Source organism: Actinocorallia aurantiaca (genome assembly GCF_039533685.1).
GTDB classification, from domain to species: Bacteria; Actinomycetota; Actinomycetes; order Streptosporangiales; family Streptosporangiaceae; genus Actinocorallia; species Actinocorallia aurantiaca.
This window is the reverse complement of the sequence record NZ_BAAATZ010000006.1, coordinates 532352-553540: the sequence shown is the minus strand read 5'-3', so window position 1 is coordinate 553540 and position 21189 is coordinate 532352. Positions and strand designations below refer to the sequence as shown.

Sequence of the window (21189 nt, the reverse complement as noted above, 5' to 3'; positions counted from 1 at the left end):
CCCTCGCACTGTGAAAATTTCAGAGAACCCGGCTTCGGGCCGCCCCCAGGGTAGACCTTCGCTCCCGGAGCTTTACGCCACAGGTCAGGCCCAACGCCACCAGCAGGCACCCGGCGAGCTGGAGGGGAGAGGGCGTGCCGAGCCCGAGCAGCAGGCCCGTTCCGGCCGCCGAGACCGGGACGAGCCCGGCGAACAGCACGGCCCGGTCGGGGCCGAGCCTGCCCAGGGCGTCGAACCACACGAGGAAGGCCAGCGCGGTGATGACCACGCCGAGGTAGAGGAAGCCCGCCCCCTCCGCGGGGGAGGGGAGGCGGGGGCGCTCGCCCGCGACCAGGCCGGCCGCCGCCAGGAGCGGTACGGCGAGGGCGACGCTGTAGGCCGAGACCCGCAGCGGGCCGAGCCTCGGCAGCAGAGGCACCGCCAGCAGGGTGAAGAGGACCTCCCCGGCCAGCGCGCCGAGGGAGAACAGCGTCCCCCTGAGATCGCCGTCGCCGCCCGGCCCGTTGGCCAGCACGGCCCCGGCCGCCACCACGAGGCCGGCGGCGAGGATCCGTCCGGACGGGCGCCGCCGTGCGGCCAGGGGCGCCACGATCGCCATGACCGCGGGAGTGGCGCCGACGACGGCGCCCACGGTGGCCGGATCCGCCGAGCGGGACGCCTCGACCAGGCAGTAGTTGAAGCCCGCGAGCCCGGTGGCGGCGAGGGCGGTCAGCAGGGACCACTCGCGGAGGCCCCGCGGCCGCACCGGGGAGCGCAGGACGAGCGGGAGCAGGATCAGCGCGGCCAGCCCGTAGCGGAGCGCCTGCCCGGTGAACACCGGATAGTCCCCGATCACCGCGGACACCGCCATGAGGGTGCCGATGAGGGTCATCGAGACGGCCGCTCCGGCCGTGCCCCGGAGGCTTCCGGGGCCGGCCGCGCCGGTCGTGTCCGCTTCTGTCGTGCCCGCGGTTCTCGCGGGCTTCGTCGCCAGGTCCATGGATGAGAAGGTAGAAACCCATTGGTCTGCGAAACAGATCCATTCAGACGAAGAAAAAAAGGACCATTGATGTCCGACCTCCACCTCGACCTGGACCGTTCGGCCGGGAGGCTGGCCGTCCAGCTTGCCGCCCGGCTGCGCGAGGCCGTGCGGAGCGGACGGCTGCCGCCCGCCACCCGCCTCCCCGCCACCCGCGCGCTCTCCCGGGACCTGGACGTCTCCCGGGGCGTGGTGGTCGCCGCCTACGAGCAGCTGACGGCCGAGGGCCTGCTCGCCTCCCGCTCCGGCGACGGCACCCGGGTCGCGCGGCTGCCCGCGTCCGCCGGGCCCGCCGTGCCCCGGTCCCGGCGGGCGGAGCCGTCGGCCGAGTACGACCTGCGCCCGGGCACACCCGACCTGTCGGCCTTTCCCCGCACGCAGTGGGCGGCGGCGCTCAAACAGGCACTGGACGGCATGGAGCACGCGGACTTCGCCTACCCGGATCCCGCGGGGGTGCCCGCGCTGCGCGAGGAGCTCGCCGGCTACCTGGGCCGGGTGCGCGCCGCCGTCGCGACCCCGGACCAGGTCGTGGTCACCGGCGGGGTCGCGCACGGGCTGTCGTCGGTGGTCCGGCTGGCGGGGGTGTCGCTCGCGCTGGAGGACCCCCTCTCCGAACGGCAGATGTCCCTGCTCGAGGCGACGGGGGTGCCGCTGCTCAGGGTGCCCGTGGACGAGGAGGGCATGGACGTCGACGCGCTGGCGCGGTCCGGGGCGAAGGCCGTGCTGCTCACCCCGGCCCACCAGTTCCCGACCGGGGTCGTGCTGTCGTCCCGCCGCAGGGCCTCGCTCGTCGCCTGGGCCGAGGCCACCGGCGGCCTGCTGCTGGAGGACGACTACGACGCGGAGTTCCGCTACGACCGGGACCCGGTGGGCTGCCTGCAGGGGCTGGCCCCGGACCGGACGGTCCTGCTCGGCTCGGTGAGCAAGGCCCTGGCCCCGGGGCTGCGGCTCGGCTGGCTGGTCGCCCCGCCCGCGCTCGCCGTGCGGGTCGCCCGCCACCGCGCCGACACCGACCTGGGCTCCCCGGCGGTCGAGCAGCACGCCCTGGCCCGCTTCCTGGCGTCCGGCGGCTACGACCGGCAGCTGCGCCGCATGCGCCGGGTGTACCGGGCACGCCGGGACGCGCTGGTCGCGGCGCTGGCCGAGCACCTGCCGGAGGCCGGGATCCACGGGATCTCCGCGGGCCTGCACCTGTACCTGCGCCTGCCCCGCCCGGTCCGGGGCCTGGCCGAGGCCGCCGCCGAGAGGGGCGTGCTCGTGCACACCTCGGGACGGGACGGCCTGGTCGTCGGCTACGCGGGACTCAACGAGCAGCGCCTGGCCGAGGCCGTGGCCCGGCTGGCCGAGGCGGTCAGGCGGCTGCCGGGCTCGTGATCCGCTTGGGCGCGAACGAGGGGGCGAGCGCGAAGATGACGAGGATGAGCACGGTCGGGATCATGAAGGCCGTCCGCAGGTCGCTCTCCCCCTCGGCGGGCGCGAAGGCGCCGATGATGGCGGCGCCGAGCACGAATCCCACGTAGTTGAAGAGGTTGACGCGGGAGACCGCGATGCCCAGGCCGGTGGAGTCCACCCGGTCCGCGGCGGCGAAGGCGATGGGCGCCACGACGCAGACGCCCAGGCCCATGACGGTGACGGCGGCGATGGCCAGGCCCGCGTTGGGCGCGGCGACGACCCCGGCCATGCCCGCGAAGCCCACCACGGCCCCGGCGCGGACGATGCTCACCGGGCCCCACCGCCGGACGCCGAAGTCGGCCACGCCCCGGCTGAGGACCATGGCGACCTGGTAGGCGACGTAGGCCAGGGGGGCCACCGTGGCGGAGGAGCCCAGCTCGTCCTGGAGGTACTTGGCGCTGTAGTTGGAGATGGCCGCGTCCGCGATGTAGAAGCAGGCCATCGCGACGCCGACCAGGGCGACCGGCTTCCACGGGACGAGCCTGCCCGCGGCCTTGAGCTCCTCGGCGGACGGCCCGGAGCCCTCCTCGTGCCTCTTGTAGAGGAACGACCCGAGGACGAGGGAGCCTCCGAGGCCCAGGAGCGCGGGAACGACGAACCCGGCGTACAGCGACAGCTCGAGGCGGCCCGCCAGGGACGCCCACAGCCCGCCGAGGATGCCGGCGGCGCTCCACACCGCGTAGAAGCCGGAGATGACGCTCTTGCCCTCGCGGCGTTCGACGGCGACGGCCTGGGCGTTCATCGAGGCGTCGACCGCGCCGACGGCCAGGCCGAACAGCGCGACGTACAGGTACAGGGGGAGGAGCTCGCCGCCGGTCAGGCCGATGAGGGCGATGGACAGGGCGACGGCGGGCTGCCCGATCCGCAGCACGGGGGCGCTGCCGAAGCGCTGGAAGGCGAGGCCGGACAGGAAGCTGCCCACGCCCGCGATGACCGGGACGAGCAGCAGCACTATCGCCAGGTCGGCGTCGCTGAGACCGTGCACGTCCTGGATGTGGGGGACGCGGGTGACGAGCGAGGCGAAGGACAGACCCTGGATTGCGAAGGCCGCGTAGGTGGCGAGTCTGGCCTGCCGATCCCGCATGGCTCGCTCCCGGAGGTGAGAAAGGTTCACGGAAGGCTATGGACCAGCCGGATTCGGGTCAAGAGTCACTTCTCAACCGTGACATTCCGCTTTCCGTCGGGCAGCCTGACCACCAGCTCGTCACCGGTCTCCAGTTCCTCCGCGCTGCGCACGACCGCGCCGTCGGGCCGCTGGACGATCGCGTACCCGCGCTCCAGGGTCGCCGCGGGGGAGAGCGCGGTCAGCCGGGCTCCCGTGTGGACGAGCTGGTCCCCGGCGCGGTCCAGCGCCGCGCTCAGCGCCCTGCGCGCCCTGTCCCGCGCCGTCAGCACCTGCTCGTGCTTGCGCTCGACCTCGCGCACCGGGTCGGCCAGCGCCGGACGGGAGCGGACGGAGGACAGCCACGTCCGCTCCCGCTCGATCCGGCCGGTGACCGCGCGGCGCCCCCGGTCCCGCAGCTGGCCGATGAGCGCGACCTGCTCGCGGACGTCCGGGACGACGCGCTTCGCGGCGTCCGTCGGGGTGGACGCGCGGTGGTCGGCGACCAGGTCGAGCAGAGGACTGTCCTGCTCGTGGCCGATCGCCGAGACCACCGGGGTGCGGGCCGCGGCCACCGCCCTGACCATCGTCTCGTCGGAGAACGGCAGCAGGTCCTCCAGCGACCCGCCGCCCCGGGTGACGACGATGACCTCGACCTCGGGGTCGGCGTCCAGCCTCCGCAGCGCCTCGACGACCTCGCCGACCGCGTAGGAGCCCTGGACGGCCACCGGCTCCACCTTGAAGGACACCGCGGGCCAGCGCCGCCGGGCGTTCTCCAGCACGTCCCGTTCGGCCGCGGAGTCCCGGCCGCAGATCAGCCCGACGGTCCCCGGCAGGAACGGCAGCGGCCTCTTGCGCTCGGGCCGGAACAGGCCCTCCGCGGCGAGGGTCCGCTTCAGCTGCTCCAGCCTGGCCAGCAGCTCCCCGATCCCGACCGCCCGCACCTCGACGGCGGTCAGCGAGAACGACCCGCGGTTGATGTAGAAGTCGGGCTTGGCGTGCACCACCACCCGCGCCCCGTCGACGACGGCCGGGTTGTCGAACACCCCCCGCGCGCCCACGACCCGCACCGACATGTTGGCCGCCGGATCCCGCAACGTCAGGTAGACGGTCCCGCCGCGCCGGTTCAGCTCGGTGATCTGTCCCTCGACCCAGACCCGTCCGAGCCGCCCGATCCAACCGCCCACCAGCTGGAGCACGGTCCGCACGGGCACAGGCGAGTCCGCCGAGGTCTGCAAAGCCATGCCCGCGAGATTAGCGCGGTGCTCCTGATCCGGGGGGCGACCCCCAGGCCCCCGTGTCCGGTCGACCGATCCTCGCTTCGCTGCGGTCGTTCGTGTTTCTCATCCGGGGGGCGACCCCCGGCCCCCCGCGTGTCCGGTCGACCGATCCTCGCTTCGCTGCGGTCGTTCGCCCGGGGGCGTTACGCTGGCGGTATGTCGGAGGAGACGCTCTCGTACGAGAAGGCCAGGGACGAGCTCGCGGAAGTGGTGAAGCGGCTGGAGGCCGGGGGGCTCGCGCTGGAGGAGTCCCTGGCGTTGTGGGAGCGCGGGGAGAGGCTCGCGGGCATCTGCGAGGAGTGGCTGGAGGGCGCGAGGGCCCGGCTGGCCGCCGTGATGGCGCCGCAGCCGGGCCGGGACGAGGCACCCTTCTGAGAGGGCGCGTCCGGCCGGTTCAGCCGTTCTTCGGCTGCGCGACCAGGGAGCCCGCCAGGACCGCCAGCTCGTCGTAGGAGGCGGTGCCGGTGAGCACGATCGTGCTGTCGGGGAGCCTGCGGACCAGCGAGTACTGCTTCTTGTCCCGCTGGTAGTACCGCTCCCACTCGGCGCCGCCCGCGGTCTGCCGTCCCTCCGCGTTCTCAGGCGTGGACTTGGGCACGTTGGTCATCCGCGCGACGAAGCCCTTCGGCCCGTCGGGGTTCTCGTTGCTCTGTTCGAAGGCGGCGTAGCGCTGGGACGGGGCGACCAGGACGAGGTGCCAGGCCACCGTGCCCTTCGCGGCCTCCTTCGCCGTGGCGTTGGTGCCGGTGAGGCGGCTGGCGGTGGCGGCCCACGGCGCGGGCAGCCCGGCGGGGGCGTAGGCCTGGTAGGGCGCCTTGCGGGCGAACTCCTTGGCGTTCCAGGTGTAGTCGATCGTCCTGGGGAGCGGCTTGTCGTCCTCGGCCGGGGTGATGAGGAAGACCGCCAGGATCAGCGCCAGGCAGGCGCCGATGGCCAGCACGAACTGCCCGGGCCCCGACAGGTAGCGCTTGAGCGTGCCCTCGGTGACCGTCCTGGTCTCCCGCTTGGGGCCGGGGGCGGAGCCGCCCTCCGCCGGGCCGGTCTGGTCGGTGTCTTGAATGGTTCCCACGGTCCCGGTCATTCGACTGGCTGGATGGTGGCGAGCACCTTGATGATGTTCTCCGCCAAGATACGTGAACGTTCCCTGTCCTCACCCGCGGAGACGACGTCGACCGCGCTGATCATCGCGCCGGTGAGCACAATGACCAGGGGCTCGTTGAAGCCGCCCGCCTTGGAGTGGAACAGCGCCGCGTTGCGGCGGGCCCACTTGTTCAGCCGCTCCCGCATGATCCGGTCGAAGCCGGGCGGGCCGTCCCCGGAGATGAAGAGGCGGGACAGCTCCCGTTCGGACACCGATCCCTCGAGATAGGCGGCGGCCCCGGCCAGAAACTGGTTCTTGGGATCGTTGTCGCCGTTCTCTCTGATCTGGTGGATGGCTTCGCGGGTGCGTTCCTGCTGGCGTCCCTGGAATTCCTCGAACAGCGTCAGATACAAGTCGGCTTTGCCGTTGAAATGGTGGTAAAGACTGCCGACACTGGCCCCGGCTCGGGCCACGATGTCGGTAACGGCGGCCTGGGCGAAGCCCTGTTCGCAGAACACTTCCCTGGCCGCGCGCAACAGGGCGCCCCGGGTGGCCTGGCCCCGTTCGGAGACCCTGGTGGAGGTCTCCTCGATCTCGCTGCTCATGAACGTCGAGATTACGCCACCACGGGGGAGGTCGGCGTCCGCCCCCGCTCTCTGGTCTGGTCCAATTTGTGAGATGACCTTCCAGGATCAGAGAATCCGGGAGAGCCCGCCTCGACCGAAGGGTCCACTATGTCTGAGAACTCACCGTTGGCAGCCGCGCCTGAGGCGCCGGACCGCAACCTCGCGATGGAACTCGTCCGGGTGACCGAGGCGGCCGCGCTCGCCGCGGCCCGCTGGGTGGGCCGCGGAGACAAAATAGGCGCGGACGGCGCCGCCGTCAACGCGATGCGCCAGCTGATCAACACGGTCTCCATGAAGGGCGTCGTGGTCATCGGCGAAGGGGAGAAGGACAACGCCCCGATGCTCTACAACGGCGAGCAGGTGGGCGACGGCACCGGCGCCGAGTGCGACGTGGCCGTGGACCCGATCGACGGCACCACCCTCAACGCCCTGGGCATGCCCAACGCCATCGCCGTGCTCGCCGTGGCGCCCCGGCACTCGATGTACGACCCGTCCGCGGTCTTCTACATGGAGAAGCTGGTCACCGGCGCCGAGGCGGCCGACGCCGTCGACATCGAGCGCCCGATCGGCGACAACATCCGCGCCGTGGCCAAGGCCAAGGGCTCGTCCGTCCAGGACGTCACCGTGGTGATCCTCGACCGGCCCCGCCACGAGGGCATCGTCAAGGAGATCCGCGAGGCCGGCGCCCGGATCCAGTTCATCCGGGACGGCGACGTGGCCGGCGCGATCATGGCGGCCCGCGAGGGCACCGGCGTGGACATGCTGCTGGGCATCGGCGGCACGCCCGAGGGCATCATCGCCGCCTGCGCCATGAAGTGCCTGGGCGGCGTGATCCAGTCCCGGCTGTGGCCGCAGGACGACGCCGAGCGGCAGAAGGCCATCGACGCCGGCCACGACCTCGACCGGATCCTGACCACCGACGACCTGGTCAGCTCCGACGACGTGTTCTTCGCCGCGACCGGCATCACCGACGGCGAGCTGGTCAAGGGCGTGCGCTACGGCAAGGGCCTGGCCAAGACCCACTCGCTGGTCATGCGGGGCCGCAGCGGCACCATCCGCCGCGTGGACGGCGAGCACCGCCTGGGCAAGCTGCGCGCCTACTCGGCGATCAACTTCGACGGCCCCGTCTGAGCGACGCGCGCCAGGGCCGCTTCGGCCTGACCACCTTCACCGAACCGAACAGGAGGGTGCCGGTCACCTCGACGACCGGGCCCTCCTCGGGAAGGTCCTGCCGCCTGCCCTGGCGGGCGGAGCTGAGGACCGTCCGCCCGGTGACCCGGACCTCCACCCCGTCCGGGACGATCAGCCGGAGCCGCCCGCACAGGGCGCTCACGTCCAGGGTGATGTGCCTGCGCTGCAGGATCGCCTGGCGCAGGTCGAGTTCGACGGTGCCGAACAGGGCGGCGACCGGCAGCCTCGCCGGGACCACCCACCGGCCGTCCCGCCGCTGGGAGCCGAACAGCGCCAGGAGGTTCTGGGCGTCGACCTTGAACGGCTGCTGCTCGGCGGGCAGCAGGTCCCGGGTGAAGGCGGTCAGCTCGCCGAGCGTCCGCGCCCGGTAGACCGCCTCGATCCGCTCGGAGTGCTCCTCCATGGTGAGCCGCCCGTCGGTGACCGCGTCGTGGAGGAGCTCCGCGACGCGTTCACGGTCGGCGTCGGACGCGCGCATCTCGCGCACGGGCACGGGCCGGTCGGAATCCACATCCTTGACGATAATGCGCCGATCCCCTTCCCGTACAACGGAAGGCCCCGTCCGGCGCCGTGTCCCGCACGCCGGCCCGGGGCCTTTCCAGATCCCGTCAGGCCTGCTCGGCGAGCTTCGCCAGCCGGTTGTCGTACATCGTGATGAGCTCCTCGCGGCCGGCGTTCGCCGCCTCGTACTCGCGCAGCATCTCCACCTGCGCGGCGGTCAGCTTGCGGAGCCGGGCGCGCAGCGAGGCGTGGGTGAGCTGGTCGTAGTTCGGGACGGGCAGGTCGTCCTCGGCGAGCGAGCCGAGCGGCGGCGCGGGCTCGGGCTCGATGATCTCCTCGACCACCGCCTCGATGACCTCCGGGTCCGGGGCGGGGACGGGCTCGGGGACCAGCACGGGCTCCAGCCGCTCGTCCTCCGGCTCGGCGGCCGGGGCGGGCGCGGGCACGGTGGCGGGCTTGCCGACGGTGATCTCGGCGGTCCCGGCGGCCCCGGCCGCGGACCCGTTGGCCTGGGCGGGACGCGGCGGCCGGGCCACCGGAGTCTCCAGCGGGACCGGCGCGGGCTTGGGCGCGACCAGCTCGATCACCTTGCCGACCGGGGTGCCCTCCAGCCGGGAGCCCACCTTGTGGGTGATCCGCTCGGCGTCCTCGAGCAGCCTGTCCAGAACCGGCCGCAGCTCGCCGCCGCGGATGTCCTTGTAGTCCTTGGTGACCCTGTCGGTGAGCAGCAGAGTCCGGCCCACGCCGAACATGGCCAGGCGCGCCGCGTGAAGGGGCAGATCCCTGACCTGCTCGTTCACCGCCTCCTGGACCTGCTTGCCCACTTCTCGCGGGTTACGCGGCATCGTTCAGCTCCTGTTTCGTCCGACGGCGCAGTGCGTCTGGCTCGTACGGGAAGTGTGGGAACAACCGTCAGTATCACTGTGCCGTACGCGTTCGGGGATGGTCACCCCCAGTGAACGGAAATATGGTGTGCCCCACGGTGGATTGGGTCACATCCGTCCGGTGGTATCGAGACACGGGTGACGGAAAGTAAAGTGTGACCATGGCCTCTTCAAGCACTCGCCGGGTACTGCTCGCCAAGCCTCGTGGGTACTGCGCGGGCGTGGACCGCGCGGTGCAGACGGTGGAGAAGGCGCTCGAGCAGTACGGCGCTCCCGTGTACGTCCGCAAGCAGATCGTCCACAACGTCCACGTGGTCAAGACCCTCGAGGGACTCGGCGCGATCTTCGTGAACGAGAACGACGAGGTCCCCGAGGACGCGATCGTCGTCTTCTCCGCGCACGGCGTGGCCCCCATCGTGCACGAGGAGGCCGCCCGGCTCAATCTCCGCACGATCGACGCCACCTGCCCCCTGGTGACCAAGGTGCACCGCGAGGCGGTGCGCTTCGCCAAGGACGACTACGACATTCTGCTGATCGGGCACCAGGGCCACCCCGAAGTGATCGGCACCACCGGTGAGGCCCCCGCGCACATTCAGCTGGTCGACGGCCCCAAGGACGTCGCCAACGTTACCGTGCGTGACCCCGAAAAGATCGTATGGCTCTCCCAGACGACCCTTTCGGTGGACGAGACCAACGAAACGGTCGACGCGCTCAGGGAGCGCTTCCCGTCGCTGCAGAGCCCGCCGTCCGACGACATCTGCTACGCCACCCAGAACCGGCAGGCCGCGATCAGAGAGATCGCCGCCGAGGCCGACCTGGTGCTGGTCGTCGGCTCGCGCAACTCCTCCAACTCGGTGCGGATGGTCGAGGTCGCCAAGGACTACGGCGCCAAGGACGCCCACCTCGTCGACTACGCCGACCAGATCGACCCGGCCTGGCTGGAGGGCGTGCGGACCGTCGGCGTCAGCAGCGGCGCCTCCGCCCCCGAGATCCTGGTCCGCGGCGTCATGGACTACCTGGCCTCCCAGGGCTTCGACGACGTCCAGGAGGTCGAGACCGTCAAGGAGCACATGATCTTCGGTCTGCCCCGCGAGCTGCGCCAGGACCTGCGCGCGCCCCGGCCGTCCTGACCGCCTGAGAGCCCGCGGTTCCGGGGCGGCCCGCACCGGGCCGCCCCGGAGCTCACTCGTCCCAGCGGACCGGGTCCTCCTCGGTCTGCCGCTCCTGGGTGAGGCGGAAGCCCGAGGCCTTGAGGCTGATCTCCCGCCACGCCTCCAGCACCCCGCGCCGCCAGGCGACGACCGCGGTCAGCACCGTGCCCGCGACCAGCCACGGCGCGCGGGCGCCCAGCTCCAGCGGCACCGCGATCAGCAGGCTCCGCAGGACCGAGCCATCGCTCAGCCCGCCCGCCACCTCGGCGGTCAGCGTCGCCAGGAAGCCCACCAGCGGCGGGGCCACCACCAGCGAGGGCAGGTCGGCGGGCTTGGTGAACACCGCCGCCAGCACGCAGGCCGCGACGAACACCAGGCCGGGCAGGACGGAGACGTCCACCAGCGCGCCGAGCAGGCTCAGCACGAAGACGGCGGCGATCCCGCCGCGCGCGGTGAGGCTGAGGGGCGCCGCTTTCTTCTTCTGGCGCCGTCCCTGCCTCCGCCGCTGCACGTCTTCCTCCGTCCGCGCGGCCCCGCCCTCGTGGTCGCCGGACCCGCCGCTCTCGTCCTTCTCGGCGACCGCATCGCCTTCGTCGGCCGGGCCCTTCCGGGGCTTCCGGGGCTTCTTGTGGGTCCGGGTGGTCATCAGGCCTCCTCCGAGCTCGGCCGGCCGGAGATGGGCCGCGCAGCGAAACCTACCTTGTCGACGGTGTCGGGAATCTCGGCTCCCAGAAGTTCCGCCGCGGACAGCGCGCGCGGGGCCTCCTCGACGGGCTTGGGGGCCTCCAGCACGGCGTCCGTGACCCCCAGCTCGACCAGTCTGCGGGCGCTGACCAGGACCCGGCTCTCCAGCGAGCCCACCGTCCGGTTGTAGCCGCGCACGGCTCCCGACAGGGCGCGGCCCAGGTCGTCCAGGTGGCCGCCCAGCACGCCGAGCCGCTCGTACAGCTCCCGGCCCGTGTCGAAGACCTGGCGGGCGTTGCGGGACAGCGCGGCCTGCTGCCAGGTGTAGGCGGCGGTGCGCAGCATGCTGATCAGGGTGGTGGGGGTGGCGATGTGCACCTTGCGGGCCATCGCGTGCTCCAGGAGGCCGGGGTCGCGGTCCAGCGCGGGGGCCAGGAACGCCTCGCCCGGCACGAACAGGACGACGAACTCCGGGGTCGGGCTGAAGGCCTGCCAGTAGGCCTTCGCCGCCAGCCTGTCCACGTGCTCGCGCAGGTGCCGGGCGTGCGCGTCCAGCCGGTTCTCCTTGCCCTCGGCGGCCTCCAGGTAGGCGGCGAGGGAGACCTTGGAGTCCACCACGATGGTGCGGCCCTCGGTCAGGCGGACGACCATGTCGGGGCGGACGGTGCCGTCGACGGTCCGGGCGCTCGCCTGCTCGGAGAAGTCGCAGTGCGCGGACATCCCCGCCAGCTCCACCACGCGGCGCAGCTGCAGCTCGCCCCAGCGGCCCCGCGCCTCCGGCCGCTGCAGCGCCCGCACCAGGGTCTGGGTCTGGTCGCGCAGCTGCTCGGAGCTCCGGCGGACGAACTCGACCTGCTTGGCCAGCATCGCGTGGGACTCCCGGCGGGAGGTCTCCAGCTCGCGCAGCTGCTCCGAGACCCGGCCCAGCGTCTCCTTCAACGGCTCCACGAGGTGCTCGACGGCCTGCTTGCGCTGCTCCAGCTCACCGGCGGCCTCCGCTCCCGCCGCCTTGAGCCGGGCGTCCGCCAGTTCCAGGAAGCGCTGGTTGGAGGCGTCGAGCGCCTGGGCCGACAGGGCGGCGAACTGCTCGCTCATGCGCTGCTCGACGTAGGCGAGCTTGTCCTCGGCGGCCTTCGCGCGGGCGATGAGCGAGGACTGGCGGGCCATGGCCAGGGCGAACCCCAGGACCACCCCGATCACCAGTCCCGTCAGCAGCGCCGCGCTCATACCCCCGATCGTCGCACGGGAAGGGCCCGAAGCCGGTTCACGACGCGGCCTCTCGGTTGTGTGATCCGTCCCCGCGGGTGAGACTGCCGGGCATGAGCGAAGCCTTCGAACGAGCTTTCCGCGAGGCGCTGGAACTGCGGCCCGACGCCCCGCCCTCCCGCGCGGCGCGGGTGACCGGGCTGGCCGTGCGGCTGGCGGGCAAGCGGATGTGGGCGTCCGTCCCGGACACCCCGGGCGGGCTGCTGCGGTTCCGGCGGGCGGCGGCCCTGGCCGGCCGCGCCATGCGGACGCCTCCCGGGGTCCTGGTCGAGCAGGAGGATTTCGGGCTGTTCTCCGGCGAATGGGTCAGGGCCGGGCGCCCGTCCGAGAAGAAGGTGATCCTCTACCTGCACGGGGGCGCCTACTTCTTCGGCGGTCCGGGGCTGTACCGGGGGTTCTCGTGGCGGTTGTCGGCGGCCACGCGCCGTCCCGTCCTCATGGTCGACTACCGGCTGGCGCCCGAGCACGCCCCGGCGGACGCCCTGGCCGACGCGCTGCTCGCCTACGACGCCCTGCTGGCCAGGGGGCACCGGCCCCAGGACATCACCGTCGCCGGGGACTCGGCGGGCGGCCACCTGGCGATCGGCCTGGTCCACGCGCTGAAGCGGCGCGGCGCCCCGCTCCCGGCCGCCGTCGTGGCGCTCTCGCCGTGGGCGGACCTGCGCTGCCAGGCCGAGTCCCACCGGTCCAACGAGCTGAGCGACGACCTCCTGCCGGCCGCGAAGATCGCCTGGCTGGGCGGGGTCTTCTGCGACGGCGCCCCGGAGGAGGACCCGCTTTTCGACCCCGTCAGGGGCGACTACACGGACTTCCCGCCGCTGCTCCTGATCTCCAGCTCCACCGAGATCCTGCGGGACGACGCCCGGCTCGTGGCGAAAACAGCGGCCTCGGCGGGGGCGGAGGTGGTGCACCACGAGTGGATCGGCCAGGTGCACGTGTTCCCGGTCTTCGCGGACTTCGTCCCCGAGGCCAAGGCGGCGCTCCGGCAGGTGGCGGAGTTCCTCGCCGCCCGGGACTAATACTGCAACGACAGGCAATGATCACAACCTGTCGTTGCAGTACTAAGGCCTGTTTCAAAGTCGGTCGTGGTCGGGTCGGTGGATGTACCGGGACGAGGATTTCGGTGCGGGTTTTGCCGGGTGGCAACAAGAACTTTGGTTACTCTCTGTATTTATTCGGTTGCGTATGGCAAGATCTGGGGTTATGCAGACCACCGCCGCTACCGGACCGGGGTCACCGGATGACTCCGGTGGCTCCGAGGGTGGTGTACGTCGCACGCGGGGTGCGAACAAGGCTCCTGCGTGGCGGTGGGACGGCCCTGTGTCGGTGGTCCGCCTGCCGCTGGTCGTCGACGAGCAGACCGCAGCGCGCCTGGAGTCCCTGTTCTTCGCGATGTTTCAGCTCAAACGGACGGTGCAGCGTGAGGCCCGCTCCCGAACAGAGGTGTTCTGGGCGGGCACGCGTCGCCGGGAGGCGAACGCGGCGGCCTGGCGGCGTGAGGTGGGCCTGACCCGCCCGGGGTTGGAGCGGGCCGCCTACGCCCATCTGGACGCCTCCGGCTGGCTGCGCCACCACGCCACCAAAGCGCTGGCGCTGCACCAGGCGGATGAGGTGTGGAACGGCGTGGAGCGCCACCTGTTCCCCGATGCCTCCGGCAGGCGTGCCGGACGTCCTCGGACGGGTTCGTGGTGGGAGTACACGCGCATCCCGGGCCGGGCGCGCTCACACACCACGGCGCGCAAATGGGAGACGTTCCGGCTGCACGGGAGCCTGCAAGGCCACCTGGACACCTGGCGGCATCCCACTCTGCCCGCCCACGTGAGGACCCCAGAGCAGGCCGCGCGGCTGGTACCAGGGACGCCGGTGCTGGCCCAGCCCCGCCGTATGCACCCACCCCGACCTGCAGCCGGTCGCGGGGGCAGGAGTTCGTGGTGGGAGTACGACGGGCCGCTGACGGTGGTGTTCACCGGCGGCCCCGACAGCAAGCGCGGGGAGATCGTGCTGCCGGTACGGCTGCCGCAGGGCGCTGGCCGGTGGCGGCGGTTGTTCCACTTTCTGGACCGGCCGCACCTGTGGCACAAGATCGACCTGGTGCGGCGGCCCCACCCGGCCGCGCCCGGCGGGTGGGCGTACGAGGCGCATCTGATGGTCCTGGACCGCGGCTACACCTCTCCGGCCACTCAGGAACGCAGGCAGAAAGCGTCTGCTTTGGAGCGGGTCGGCGGGGTGGATCTCAATGTGGGCAACCTGTCCGTTGTCTCCCTGCCCGCGACATTGCGCCTCGCCGACGGGCCCGTGCTGGCCGACCAGATCGTCCTCACCGACCTGGAGCGCGCCGCGGTGGAACGGGAGCGGCGCACCGCCCGCAGACGCGCCCGGGCACTGGAGCGCTCACGGCGCGCGAACAACAAGGCCCGCTACGAGTTGTCGCGCCGTCAGCGCAGGCGGCGGGAGCGCAGGCGGGCTGCCGGACTGCCCGAGCGGCAGGTCGGGCTGCCCAAGGGCCCGCGGCTGGCCAACGCGGCGGGCCGCCCCCTGGTCTCTCACAGAAAGGACCGGCTCACCGGCGCCTACCGGGCGCTGCGCACCCGTACCCGCGTACAGCAGGCCGGGCGCACCGAGGCCGGGCGCGCCCGCGCCCGGCGCGTGGCGGAGCGCATCACCGCCGCCCACGGGGTGCGGCTGACGGTCGAGGACGGGCCGGTCAGCTCCTGGTTTCGTTTGTGGGGGCGGGCGTGCGCGGTGTTCACCCCCGGCATGCTCAAGGCCGCGCTGGCCGCCGAATGCTCGGCTGCGGGCGGCCGGTTGGGGCGGGCGTCGACGTTCACCACCGCCCTGTCCCAGCACTGCCTGTGCGGACGCAGAACACCCAAGACCCTCGCTGATCGGGTGCACCACTGCCCGTCCTGCGGGCTGAGCGCCGACCGGGACCTGGTCTCGGCCGCACTGGGCGCGTTCGTGGTCTGGACCGACGAGGCCGACCCCAAGACCGCGTCGGTCGATTTCGATGCTTCCCGGCACGCCCTGGGCGTGTTCGGGCACGGGCTGCAAGGAGCCCTGGCCGAGTCAACCGCCACCCGCCCACCCGCCGCCCGAACAGGCGGCCGGAAGCGAGGCGGCAGCCGCCCTCAGGGGGCGGCCTCTGCTCGGCCGATTCCGGAACGCCAGAGGCGCCGACCCCGGACCGGGACCCTCCACGGGCCCCACCGGACAGACGCCACCGGGCACCGGACTGTTTCGGCCACTTTGAAACAGTCGTTAGACTTCCAGAACGTGAGCCTTTCGATCGGGATCGTCGGCCTGCCCAACGTCGGCAAGTCCACGCTGTTCAACGCCCTGACCAAGAACGACGCGCTGGCCGCGAACTACCCGTTCGCCACCATCGAGCCGAACGTCGGGGTGGTCGGGGTGCCCGACCCCCGGCTGCAGAAGCTGGCCGAGGTGTTCGGCTCGGCGCGGATCCTGCCCGCGACCATCGAGTTCGTGGACATCGCGGGCATCGTCAAGGGCGCGTCCGAGGGCCAGGGGCTGGGCAACAAGTTCCTGGCCAACATCCGGGACACCGACGCGATCTGCCAGGTGATCCGGGCGTTCGACGACCCCGACGTCACCCACGTCGACGGCGAGACCAACCCGCTGCGCGACATCGAGACGATCAACACCGAGCTGATCCTCGCCGACCTCCAGACCGTCGAGAGGGCGCTGCCCCGGCTGGAGAAGGAGGTCAAGCTCAAGAAGGACAAGGACGCCCCGCTGGTCCTGGAGGCCGTCCAGGCCGTCCAGGAGAAGCTGAACGAGGGCGTGACGGCGTACGCGTCCGGCGTCGACCTCACCCTGCTGCGCGAGCTGCACCTGCTGACGGCCAAGCCGTTCATCTACGTCTTCAACCTGGACGAGGACGAGCTGGTCGACGAGGCGCTGCGCGACAAGCTCAGCGCCCTGGTGGCCCCCGCCAAGGCCGTCTTCCTCTCCGCCAAGATCGAGTCCGAGCTGATCGAGCTCCCCGACGACGAGGCGCTGGAGCTGCTGCAGTCCATGGGCCAGGAGGAGTCCGGCCTCGCCCAGCTGGTGCGCGTCGGCTTCGACACCCTCGGCCTGCAGACCTACCTGACGGCGGGCCCCAAGGAGGCCCGCGCCTGGACCATCGACAAGGGCGCGACCGCCCCCGAGGCCGCCGGCGTCATCCACACCGACTTCCAGCGCGGCTTCATCAAGGCCGAGGTCGTCTCCTTCGACGACCTCGTCGCCGAGGGCTCCATCCCCGCCGCCCGAGCCGCCGGCAAGGCCCGCATGGAGGGCAAGGACTACGTCATGCAGGACGGCGACGTCGTGGAGTTCCGCTTCAACGTCTGAACGGCGACCTCGGTGGCGGGGCGGGAAACGGTGGCTCGAACATCCGGTGCTGACTGAATTCGTACGGGACCAGACCTTCACCGTCGCGTGGTTCGGCCTGATGGCCGTCGTGTGGCTGGGCTGGGCGCAGGAGGATCCGCCTCCCTCCTGGCGCAAGTGGCTCGGCCTCGGCTCGGTGCTCGGCATCGCCTTGGCGCTGGGTTTCGGCGTTCTGACCGCGCGGCACTGGTCCGACGGTACGGCCCTCGCCGACCGCTACCACTGGTTCGGGGTACTGGTGGCCGTCGAAGTGGCGGCCGCCGGAGCGGGCTGCGCCGTCCTGGCCCGGCGGAACGCCGAGCGCTGGATGGCCTGGTGGGTCGCGCTCGTCGTAGGCCTGCACTTCCTTCCCCTGTCCGCACTGCTCGACGATCCGAGCATCGCGGTCTTCGGCCTGCTGCAGTGCGCAGCCCTCGTCCTGCTCGCCCGATCCCTGCGCCGCAACGACGTGACGACCAGCCGTTACGCGGGTCCGCTGATGGGAGCGTCGCTCCTGGCCTACGCCGCCCTCGTGGTCCTGGCCGGCACGGCTTCCTGACCCGCCGAAGACCGGCTTCGCTTCAGGCGTCGTAGACCGCGGACCGATGCCCGACCCGCACCACCCAGACGACGAGCTCGCCGTTGTCGACGGTGTAGATGATGCGGTAGTCACCCACACGGAGGCGTCGGCGCTCCGGCTGGGACACGAGCGCGGTGGTGCCGTACCCGTAGGGGTCGGTTTCGAGTTCCGTCAGCTTGGTCAGGATGCGCAGGGCCATGCCCCGGGAGACTTTGCGCAGTTCCTCGCGTGCCTCCGGATGGAAGACCGTGCGGTACTCACTCACCGCGTGCCAGGGTTTCCCTGAGTACGTCTTCGAGTGGAACGCCCGCCTGGCGATCCGCCATCCGTTCGTCGATGATGCGGTTGATCTCGCGCTCCTCCCACTCCCGGTACCGGTTGAGCATCTCGATGGAGACGACCGCGGCGACCGGCTTGCCATGACGGGTGATGATGGTCGGCTGATCGTCGCGATCTGCGCGCTCGACCACTTCGGCCAGGTGTGCGCGGACGTCGCGGACGGACTCGATCGGGCACTGTGTCATGACCCTACGGTACTCAATGTACTTTGTGTACACAAGCGAACTCACCTCGCGGTGCTCTGTCATCGCGGCGCCTGGCAGTCGTGTTCAGAGGCGTTTCGTGGTGATCTTGACGTGGTCGAGGAAGGTCAGGCCGCAGGCGGTGAGTTGGTGCGCCCTCAGGTCCTTGTCCTTCTCGCCTATCTCGTAGACGTCCTCCAGGCAGGGTCGCTGGGAGGCGGGGAGCGCGACCACGTGGAAGCGGAAGGAGAGCCCCTGCGCGCGGGAGTAGCTCAGCGTGGACGGCGGCAGCTTCCAGCAACCGTCCGAGTCCGGTGAGATCTCCTGGTCTGGAGCCCAGGAGAAGAGACCGTTCCCCGGGTTGTTCTCGCTGTCCCTGGTGTTGGGATCGGACCACAGAAGGAAGTGCAGCTGATGGGCCGGAGGCAGACCGGTGACCTGGCCGGCCGCCTCCAAAAAGGCGAACGGCGCGTTGCCTTTGTGGCCGTAGGTGAGGTCGTGGTACATGGACGTCGTCCGCGGCCCGTTCCCCCCGTCGGGAACGATGTGCCCCGGCTTCGAGTTCGAAGGCCTGGGGCATCGTCCCGAAGGGTTCCACTTATCGACCAGGATCGGCAAGAGGAACGCCACGACAGCTGCCACCACTGGTCCCGCCGCTGCTATCAGAGCCAGACGGCGGTGGTTCGGTCCAGGGGCGGCGGCTTGGGGGCTGCGCTGTCTCCACCTCATCGATGTCTCCCGTTCGTGACGAGGAGGCGCTCACTCCGCATCGCGGTGGCCTCGGCCGTTTGAGAAGAGAAGTACGCGGATGGTCGCGCGGAGTGTTGGGACATGACGAAGTTGCTATGAGTCGGCTTCGGGGGATGCTCTCCGGGGGTGTGGAAAGCGCTGGATCTGGGCAATGTGTCCGGGGATTAGTCGGGCTTGTGCGAGAGTGCGGTCGTTCTAGTGGGTCGGTGGTGGTTGGTGTGATGTGTGTGGGTAGTGCGACATGCACATCCGCGCGCCGAGACTGGGCATCTTGGTGAGTCGCTGGAACAATTGCCTCTCGTGGCTACGCTTGGGGCCACATGACGGATGAGGCGCGCCGACAGGGCAAGGCGCATAGGCGGAGGCTTTGATGGCTCGCAGGTCGGCTGTGGACGAGGGTCCTGCTGCGCTCGACGAGCCGTGGGACGAGGAGCCGAAGGCTCGTAAGAAGCAGTGGAGCGGAGGCGGCGGCCGCTGGTGGATCTGGGTCGGGCGGGCGTTGCTGTGGACGTTCGTGCTGGTCGTGATAGTGAACGGGATCCGCGCGCCGTTCGAGCGGTTCACCGCGGAGACGCCGTCGTCGATCACCAGCGCGGATGACGGCGGGCCGAAGTTCCCGCAGACGCAGGCTTCGGCGTACGCGCTGCAGTTCGCGCAGGTGTACCTGAACTACGACGAGAACTCGACCGGCGGACGCCAGGAGGAACTGGCTCGCTTCCTGCCCGAGGGCGCGGACGCGCAGTTCGGGTGGAACGGTCTGGGACAGTTGTCGGCGCAGCACATCCAGGTGCTGTCCGTCGATGTGAAGGACGTGGACGACGCGATCGTCAACATCGCGGCGAAGGCCGGCGAGCGCTGGGTCACTCTGGCCGTCCCCGTGTACGCCAAGGGCGGCGGCTTCGTCATCTCCGGCGAGCCCGCGCTGCTCGAGGCGCCGAAGAAGGCGCAGCTGCCGCAGGAGAGCGGCGTGGAGCACGACGAGGAGCTGGAGGCCCAGCTGAAGACCCAGCTGGTCGGCTTCTTCCAGGCGTACGGCAACAGCGACGTGGTGAACCTGCAGCGGTTCACCGAGGGCGACGGCATCACCGGCCTGGGGTCGGCGGTCAACCTCCTCGAGATCTTCGAGGTGAGCGCCCCTCCCGGTGACTCCGGCGAACGCACGGTCACCGCGACCGTGCGGTGGAAGGTCCCCCCGACCCAGCCTCGCGGGACGGAAGGTCAGCTCACGCAGACCTACGAGCTCGCCGTGGTGAAGAAGGACGATCAGTGGAGTGTTCGTTCGATCCGCGGCGCCGTGCGGGCCGGGTCCTAGAAATGAGGTTGTAGTGCTGTTCCACCATCTGGCAGCGGCCCTCCCCGTGGAGACGCTGGCAGCCGCCGACGAGCTGAACACCGACGACCTGGCGACCTGGCTGCGGAACCTCTTCGGTCCGCTGTTCCTGGTGATCGTCTCGATCGTCGCGCTGTTCTTCCTCTTCACCCGGGAGATCACCCGGTTCGCGCAGTTCATTCTGCTGGCCATCGGCATCGGGATCATCTTCTACGTGCCCAACATCATCGAGGTGACGGCCAAGGCCATCGCCAAGGCGCTGGGCGTCGACCTGGACTGAGGTCGGCGACCGACGGCGAGGGGAGCGGCGCATGGATCTGCCCACATACACCAATGTCTGGCGTATCGAAAAACGGCTGTACAAGCTGTACGACCTGCGGTTGCCGATGCCGCTTCCGCTGGTCACGATCGGTGTGTACGCGGGCTCCTTCCTGCCCTGGATCGCCCTTCTGCAGTTCCTCGGCGTCCCGTTCGGCGCGCCGTGGCACGTGCTCTACCTCGTCCCGCCCGGGGTCGTCGCCTGGCTGGCGACCCGCCCGGTCATCGAGGGCAAGCGGCTCAACGAGCTGCTGCAGTCGCAGACGCGCTACCTCAGCGAGCCGCGCACCTGGTGCCGCCTGACGCCGATCCGCGAGCCGCGCGAGGTCGTGGTCGTCGCGCGCGTGTGGCGTTCGCCCCGCCAGTTCACGCCCTCCCTCGACGCGCTCACCGAGGTGCCGGCGCAGGCCCGCCAGCAGGTTCCCGCCGCTCCCGTGCCGATCCCCGCCACCGCCGCCGCCCCCCCGCCGCTGTCGGAGTACGCCGCCGAGTACGCGGCCGCCCACCAGGGCGCCGTCGCCCGCATGCAGGCGCAGATGGACGTCCAGCACGTGCCGGGGCCCGAGCCCGCCGAGCGCATGCCGCTCCCGGTCGCGCTCGACTCGCCGTCGGAGCCGCTGCGTACCGAGTCGGTGCCCCCCGGCGCCGTCCCGCTGGACGAGCCGGTCCCGGCCGAGGGCGTTCCCGCCGAGCCCGTCCGCGCGGAGGTCGAGCCCGAAGGCGACCCGGCCCCCGCCGGTCCGCCTCGCCCCGAGGCTCCCAAGCGCGCCCTCATCTCGGGCATCCGCCGTCCGGGAGAGGAACTCCAGTACTGGCGTCCCGCGGACTCCGAGGAGGGCGCCGCGGGCACTCCCACCCACGCCGTCCGCACCACCTTCGACGCCGCCGCCATCCGCCAGGCCGCCGCGGAGGCCCGCGCCGAGGAGGCGGCCCGCGCCCGGCGTCCCGCGCCCCGTCCGCAGACGTCCGTCCGCGCGGGCGAGACGGCTCCCGTCGAGCGGTCGCCGCGCGCGCCGGAGACTTCGCGTGAGGCCGCGTGGAACGAGAACGTGGTGCGGGCTCAGGAAACCGCACGGCTGGAGG

The 21189-nt window shown here is 71.4% G+C and carries 22 protein-coding genes and 1 pseudogene; 11 read left to right on the top strand and 12 right to left on the bottom strand.

The features are described from left to right. Positions 1-19 precede the first annotated feature (19 nt). Positions 20-979 (bottom strand): DMT family transporter, encoded by a 960-nt coding sequence (locus ABD327_RS09605; RefSeq protein ID WP_344449904.1) that lies wholly within the window; start codon positions 977-979, stop codon positions 20-22. 69 nt (positions 980-1048) lie between these two features. Here ABD327_RS09605 and pdxR point away from each other — a divergent pair, with 69 nt between their 5' ends. Then, positions 1049-2392 (top strand): MocR-like pyridoxine biosynthesis transcription factor PdxR, encoded by a 1344-nt coding sequence (gene pdxR / locus ABD327_RS09600; RefSeq protein ID WP_344449903.1) that lies wholly within the window; start codon positions 1049-1051, stop codon positions 2390-2392. Here pdxR and ABD327_RS09595 read toward each other — a convergent pair. Then, entirely contained in the window at positions 2370-3554 is a 1185-nt protein-coding gene (locus ABD327_RS09595; RefSeq protein WP_344449902.1) for an MFS transporter, read from the bottom strand. The two genes, pdxR and ABD327_RS09595, sit on opposite strands and share 23 nt — an antisense overlap. A gap of 65 nt (positions 3555-3619) precedes the next feature. Beyond that, entirely contained in the window at positions 3620-4816 is a 1197-nt protein-coding gene (gene xseA / locus ABD327_RS09590; RefSeq protein WP_344449901.1) for an exodeoxyribonuclease VII large subunit, read from the bottom strand. Between the two features lie 192 nt (positions 4817-5008). Here xseA and ABD327_RS09585 point away from each other — a divergent pair, with 192 nt between their 5' ends. After that, positions 5009-5227 (top strand): exodeoxyribonuclease VII small subunit, encoded by a 219-nt coding sequence (locus ABD327_RS09585; protein WP_344449900.1) that lies wholly within the window; start codon positions 5009-5011, stop codon positions 5225-5227. A gap of 19 nt (positions 5228-5246) precedes the next feature. Here the strand turns inward: ABD327_RS09585 and ABD327_RS09580 are convergent, their stop codons facing one another. Next, positions 5247-5921 (bottom strand): DUF4245 domain-containing protein, encoded by a 675-nt coding sequence (locus tag ABD327_RS09580; RefSeq protein ID WP_344449899.1) that lies wholly within the window; start codon positions 5919-5921, stop codon positions 5247-5249. An 8-nt stretch (positions 5922-5929) separates the two neighbouring features. Continuing rightward, on the bottom strand, positions 5930-6538 hold the full coding sequence (locus ABD327_RS09575) for a TetR/AcrR family transcriptional regulator (protein WP_344449898.1): 609 nt from the start codon (positions 6536-6538) through the stop codon (positions 5930-5932). 129 nt (positions 6539-6667) lie between these two features. Between ABD327_RS09575 and glpX the strand changes: the two genes are divergently transcribed. Continuing rightward, positions 6668-7690, top strand: coding sequence for a class II fructose-bisphosphatase (gene glpX / locus ABD327_RS09570; protein WP_344449897.1), 1023 nt, complete (start codon positions 6668-6670; stop codon positions 7688-7690). On the opposite strand, the gene ABD327_RS09565 is transcribed toward glpX, so the two are convergent. Further along, positions 7668-8261 carry a DUF1707 SHOCT-like domain-containing protein gene (locus ABD327_RS09565; RefSeq protein WP_344449896.1) on the bottom strand — a complete coding sequence of 198 codons (594 nt, stop codon included), beginning with the start codon at positions 8259-8261 and terminating at the stop codon, positions 7668-7670. The genes glpX and ABD327_RS09565 overlap by 23 nt on opposite strands. 97 nt (positions 8262-8358) lie before the next feature. Beyond that, positions 8359-9096, bottom strand: coding sequence for a DUF8129 domain-containing protein (locus tag ABD327_RS09560; protein ID WP_344449895.1), 738 nt, complete (start codon positions 9094-9096; stop codon positions 8359-8361). A 200-nt stretch (positions 9097-9296) separates the two neighbouring features. Between ABD327_RS09560 and ABD327_RS09555 the strand changes: the two genes are divergently transcribed. Beyond that, complete coding sequence (locus ABD327_RS09555; protein ID WP_344449894.1) at positions 9297-10265, top strand: 4-hydroxy-3-methylbut-2-enyl diphosphate reductase; 969 nt, start codon at positions 9297-9299, stop codon at positions 10263-10265. Between the two features lie 52 nt (positions 10266-10317). Here ABD327_RS09555 and ABD327_RS09550 read toward each other — a convergent pair whose 3' ends face one another. Together ABD327_RS09550 and ABD327_RS09545 are read right to left on the bottom strand one after the other, a co-directional pair. After that, positions 10318-10932: a DUF6542 domain-containing protein gene (locus tag ABD327_RS09550; RefSeq protein ID WP_344449893.1), complete on the bottom strand. Its 615-nt coding sequence runs from the start codon at positions 10930-10932 to the stop codon at positions 10318-10320. Beyond that, positions 10932-12197: a DNA recombination protein RmuC gene (locus tag ABD327_RS09545; protein WP_344449892.1), complete on the bottom strand. Its 1266-nt coding sequence runs from the start codon at positions 12195-12197 to the stop codon at positions 10932-10934. Before ABD327_RS09545 ends, ABD327_RS09550 begins: the two co-directional genes overlap by 1 nt. Positions 12198-12289: 92 nt before the next feature. On the opposite strand from ABD327_RS09545, the gene ABD327_RS09540 reads away from it, so the two are divergent. The 4 genes and pseudogenes from ABD327_RS09540 (at position 12290) to ABD327_RS09530 (ending at position 17166) form a co-directional block, all read left to right on the top strand. Continuing rightward, entirely contained in the window at positions 12290-13255 is a 966-nt protein-coding gene (locus ABD327_RS09540) for an alpha/beta hydrolase fold domain-containing protein (RefSeq protein ID WP_344449891.1), read from the top strand. Between the two features lie 82 nt (positions 13256-13337). Continuing rightward, a pseudogene (locus ABD327_RS37450) lies at positions 13338-15167 on the top strand (transposase family protein); the annotation flags it as partial. A 342-nt stretch (positions 15168-15509) separates the two neighbouring features. Further along, entirely contained in the window at positions 15510-16589 is a 1080-nt protein-coding gene (gene ychF, locus ABD327_RS09535) for a redox-regulated ATPase YchF (RefSeq protein ID WP_344450114.1), read from the top strand. Between the two features lie 46 nt (positions 16590-16635). Continuing rightward, positions 16636-17166 carry a hypothetical protein gene (locus ABD327_RS09530; protein ID WP_344449890.1) on the top strand — a complete coding sequence of 177 codons (531 nt, stop codon included), beginning with the start codon at positions 16636-16638 and terminating at the stop codon, positions 17164-17166. A gap of 22 nt (positions 17167-17188) precedes the next feature. Here the strand turns inward: ABD327_RS09530 and ABD327_RS09525 are convergent, their stop codons facing one another. The 3 genes from ABD327_RS09525 to ABD327_RS09515 all read right to left on the bottom strand — a co-directional run bounded on the left by ABD327_RS09525 (position 17189) and on the right by ABD327_RS09515 (position 18215). Next, positions 17189-17452, bottom strand: a complete 264-nt coding sequence (locus ABD327_RS09525) for a type II toxin-antitoxin system RelE family toxin (protein ID WP_344449889.1) — start codon at positions 17450-17452, stop codon at positions 17189-17191. After that, complete coding sequence (locus tag ABD327_RS09520) at positions 17445-17711, bottom strand: type II toxin-antitoxin system Phd/YefM family antitoxin (protein ID WP_344449888.1); 267 nt, start codon at positions 17709-17711, stop codon at positions 17445-17447. The genes ABD327_RS09525 and ABD327_RS09520 overlap by 8 nt, the downstream gene beginning before the upstream one ends. Before the next feature lie 84 nt (positions 17712-17795). After that, on the bottom strand, positions 17796-18215 hold the full coding sequence (locus ABD327_RS09515) for a hypothetical protein (protein WP_344449887.1): 420 nt from the start codon (positions 18213-18215) through the stop codon (positions 17796-17798). Between the two features lie 613 nt (positions 18216-18828). Between ABD327_RS09515 and ABD327_RS09510 the strand changes: the two genes are divergently transcribed. From ABD327_RS09510 to ABD327_RS09500, 3 genes are all read left to right on the top strand, one after another. Beyond that, a complete protein-coding gene (locus tag ABD327_RS09510; RefSeq protein WP_344449886.1) occupies positions 18829-19770 on the top strand; it encodes a conjugal transfer protein in 942 nt (313 codons plus the stop codon). Between the two features lie 16 nt (positions 19771-19786). After that, positions 19787-20068 carry a hypothetical protein gene (locus ABD327_RS09505; RefSeq protein ID WP_344450113.1) on the top strand — a complete coding sequence of 94 codons (282 nt, stop codon included), beginning with the start codon at positions 19787-19789 and terminating at the stop codon, positions 20066-20068. Positions 20069-20099: 31 nt separating this feature from the next. Beyond that, a partial coding sequence (locus tag ABD327_RS09500; protein WP_344449885.1) for a conjugal transfer protein occupies positions 20100-21189 on the top strand: 1090 nt, incomplete at its 3' end.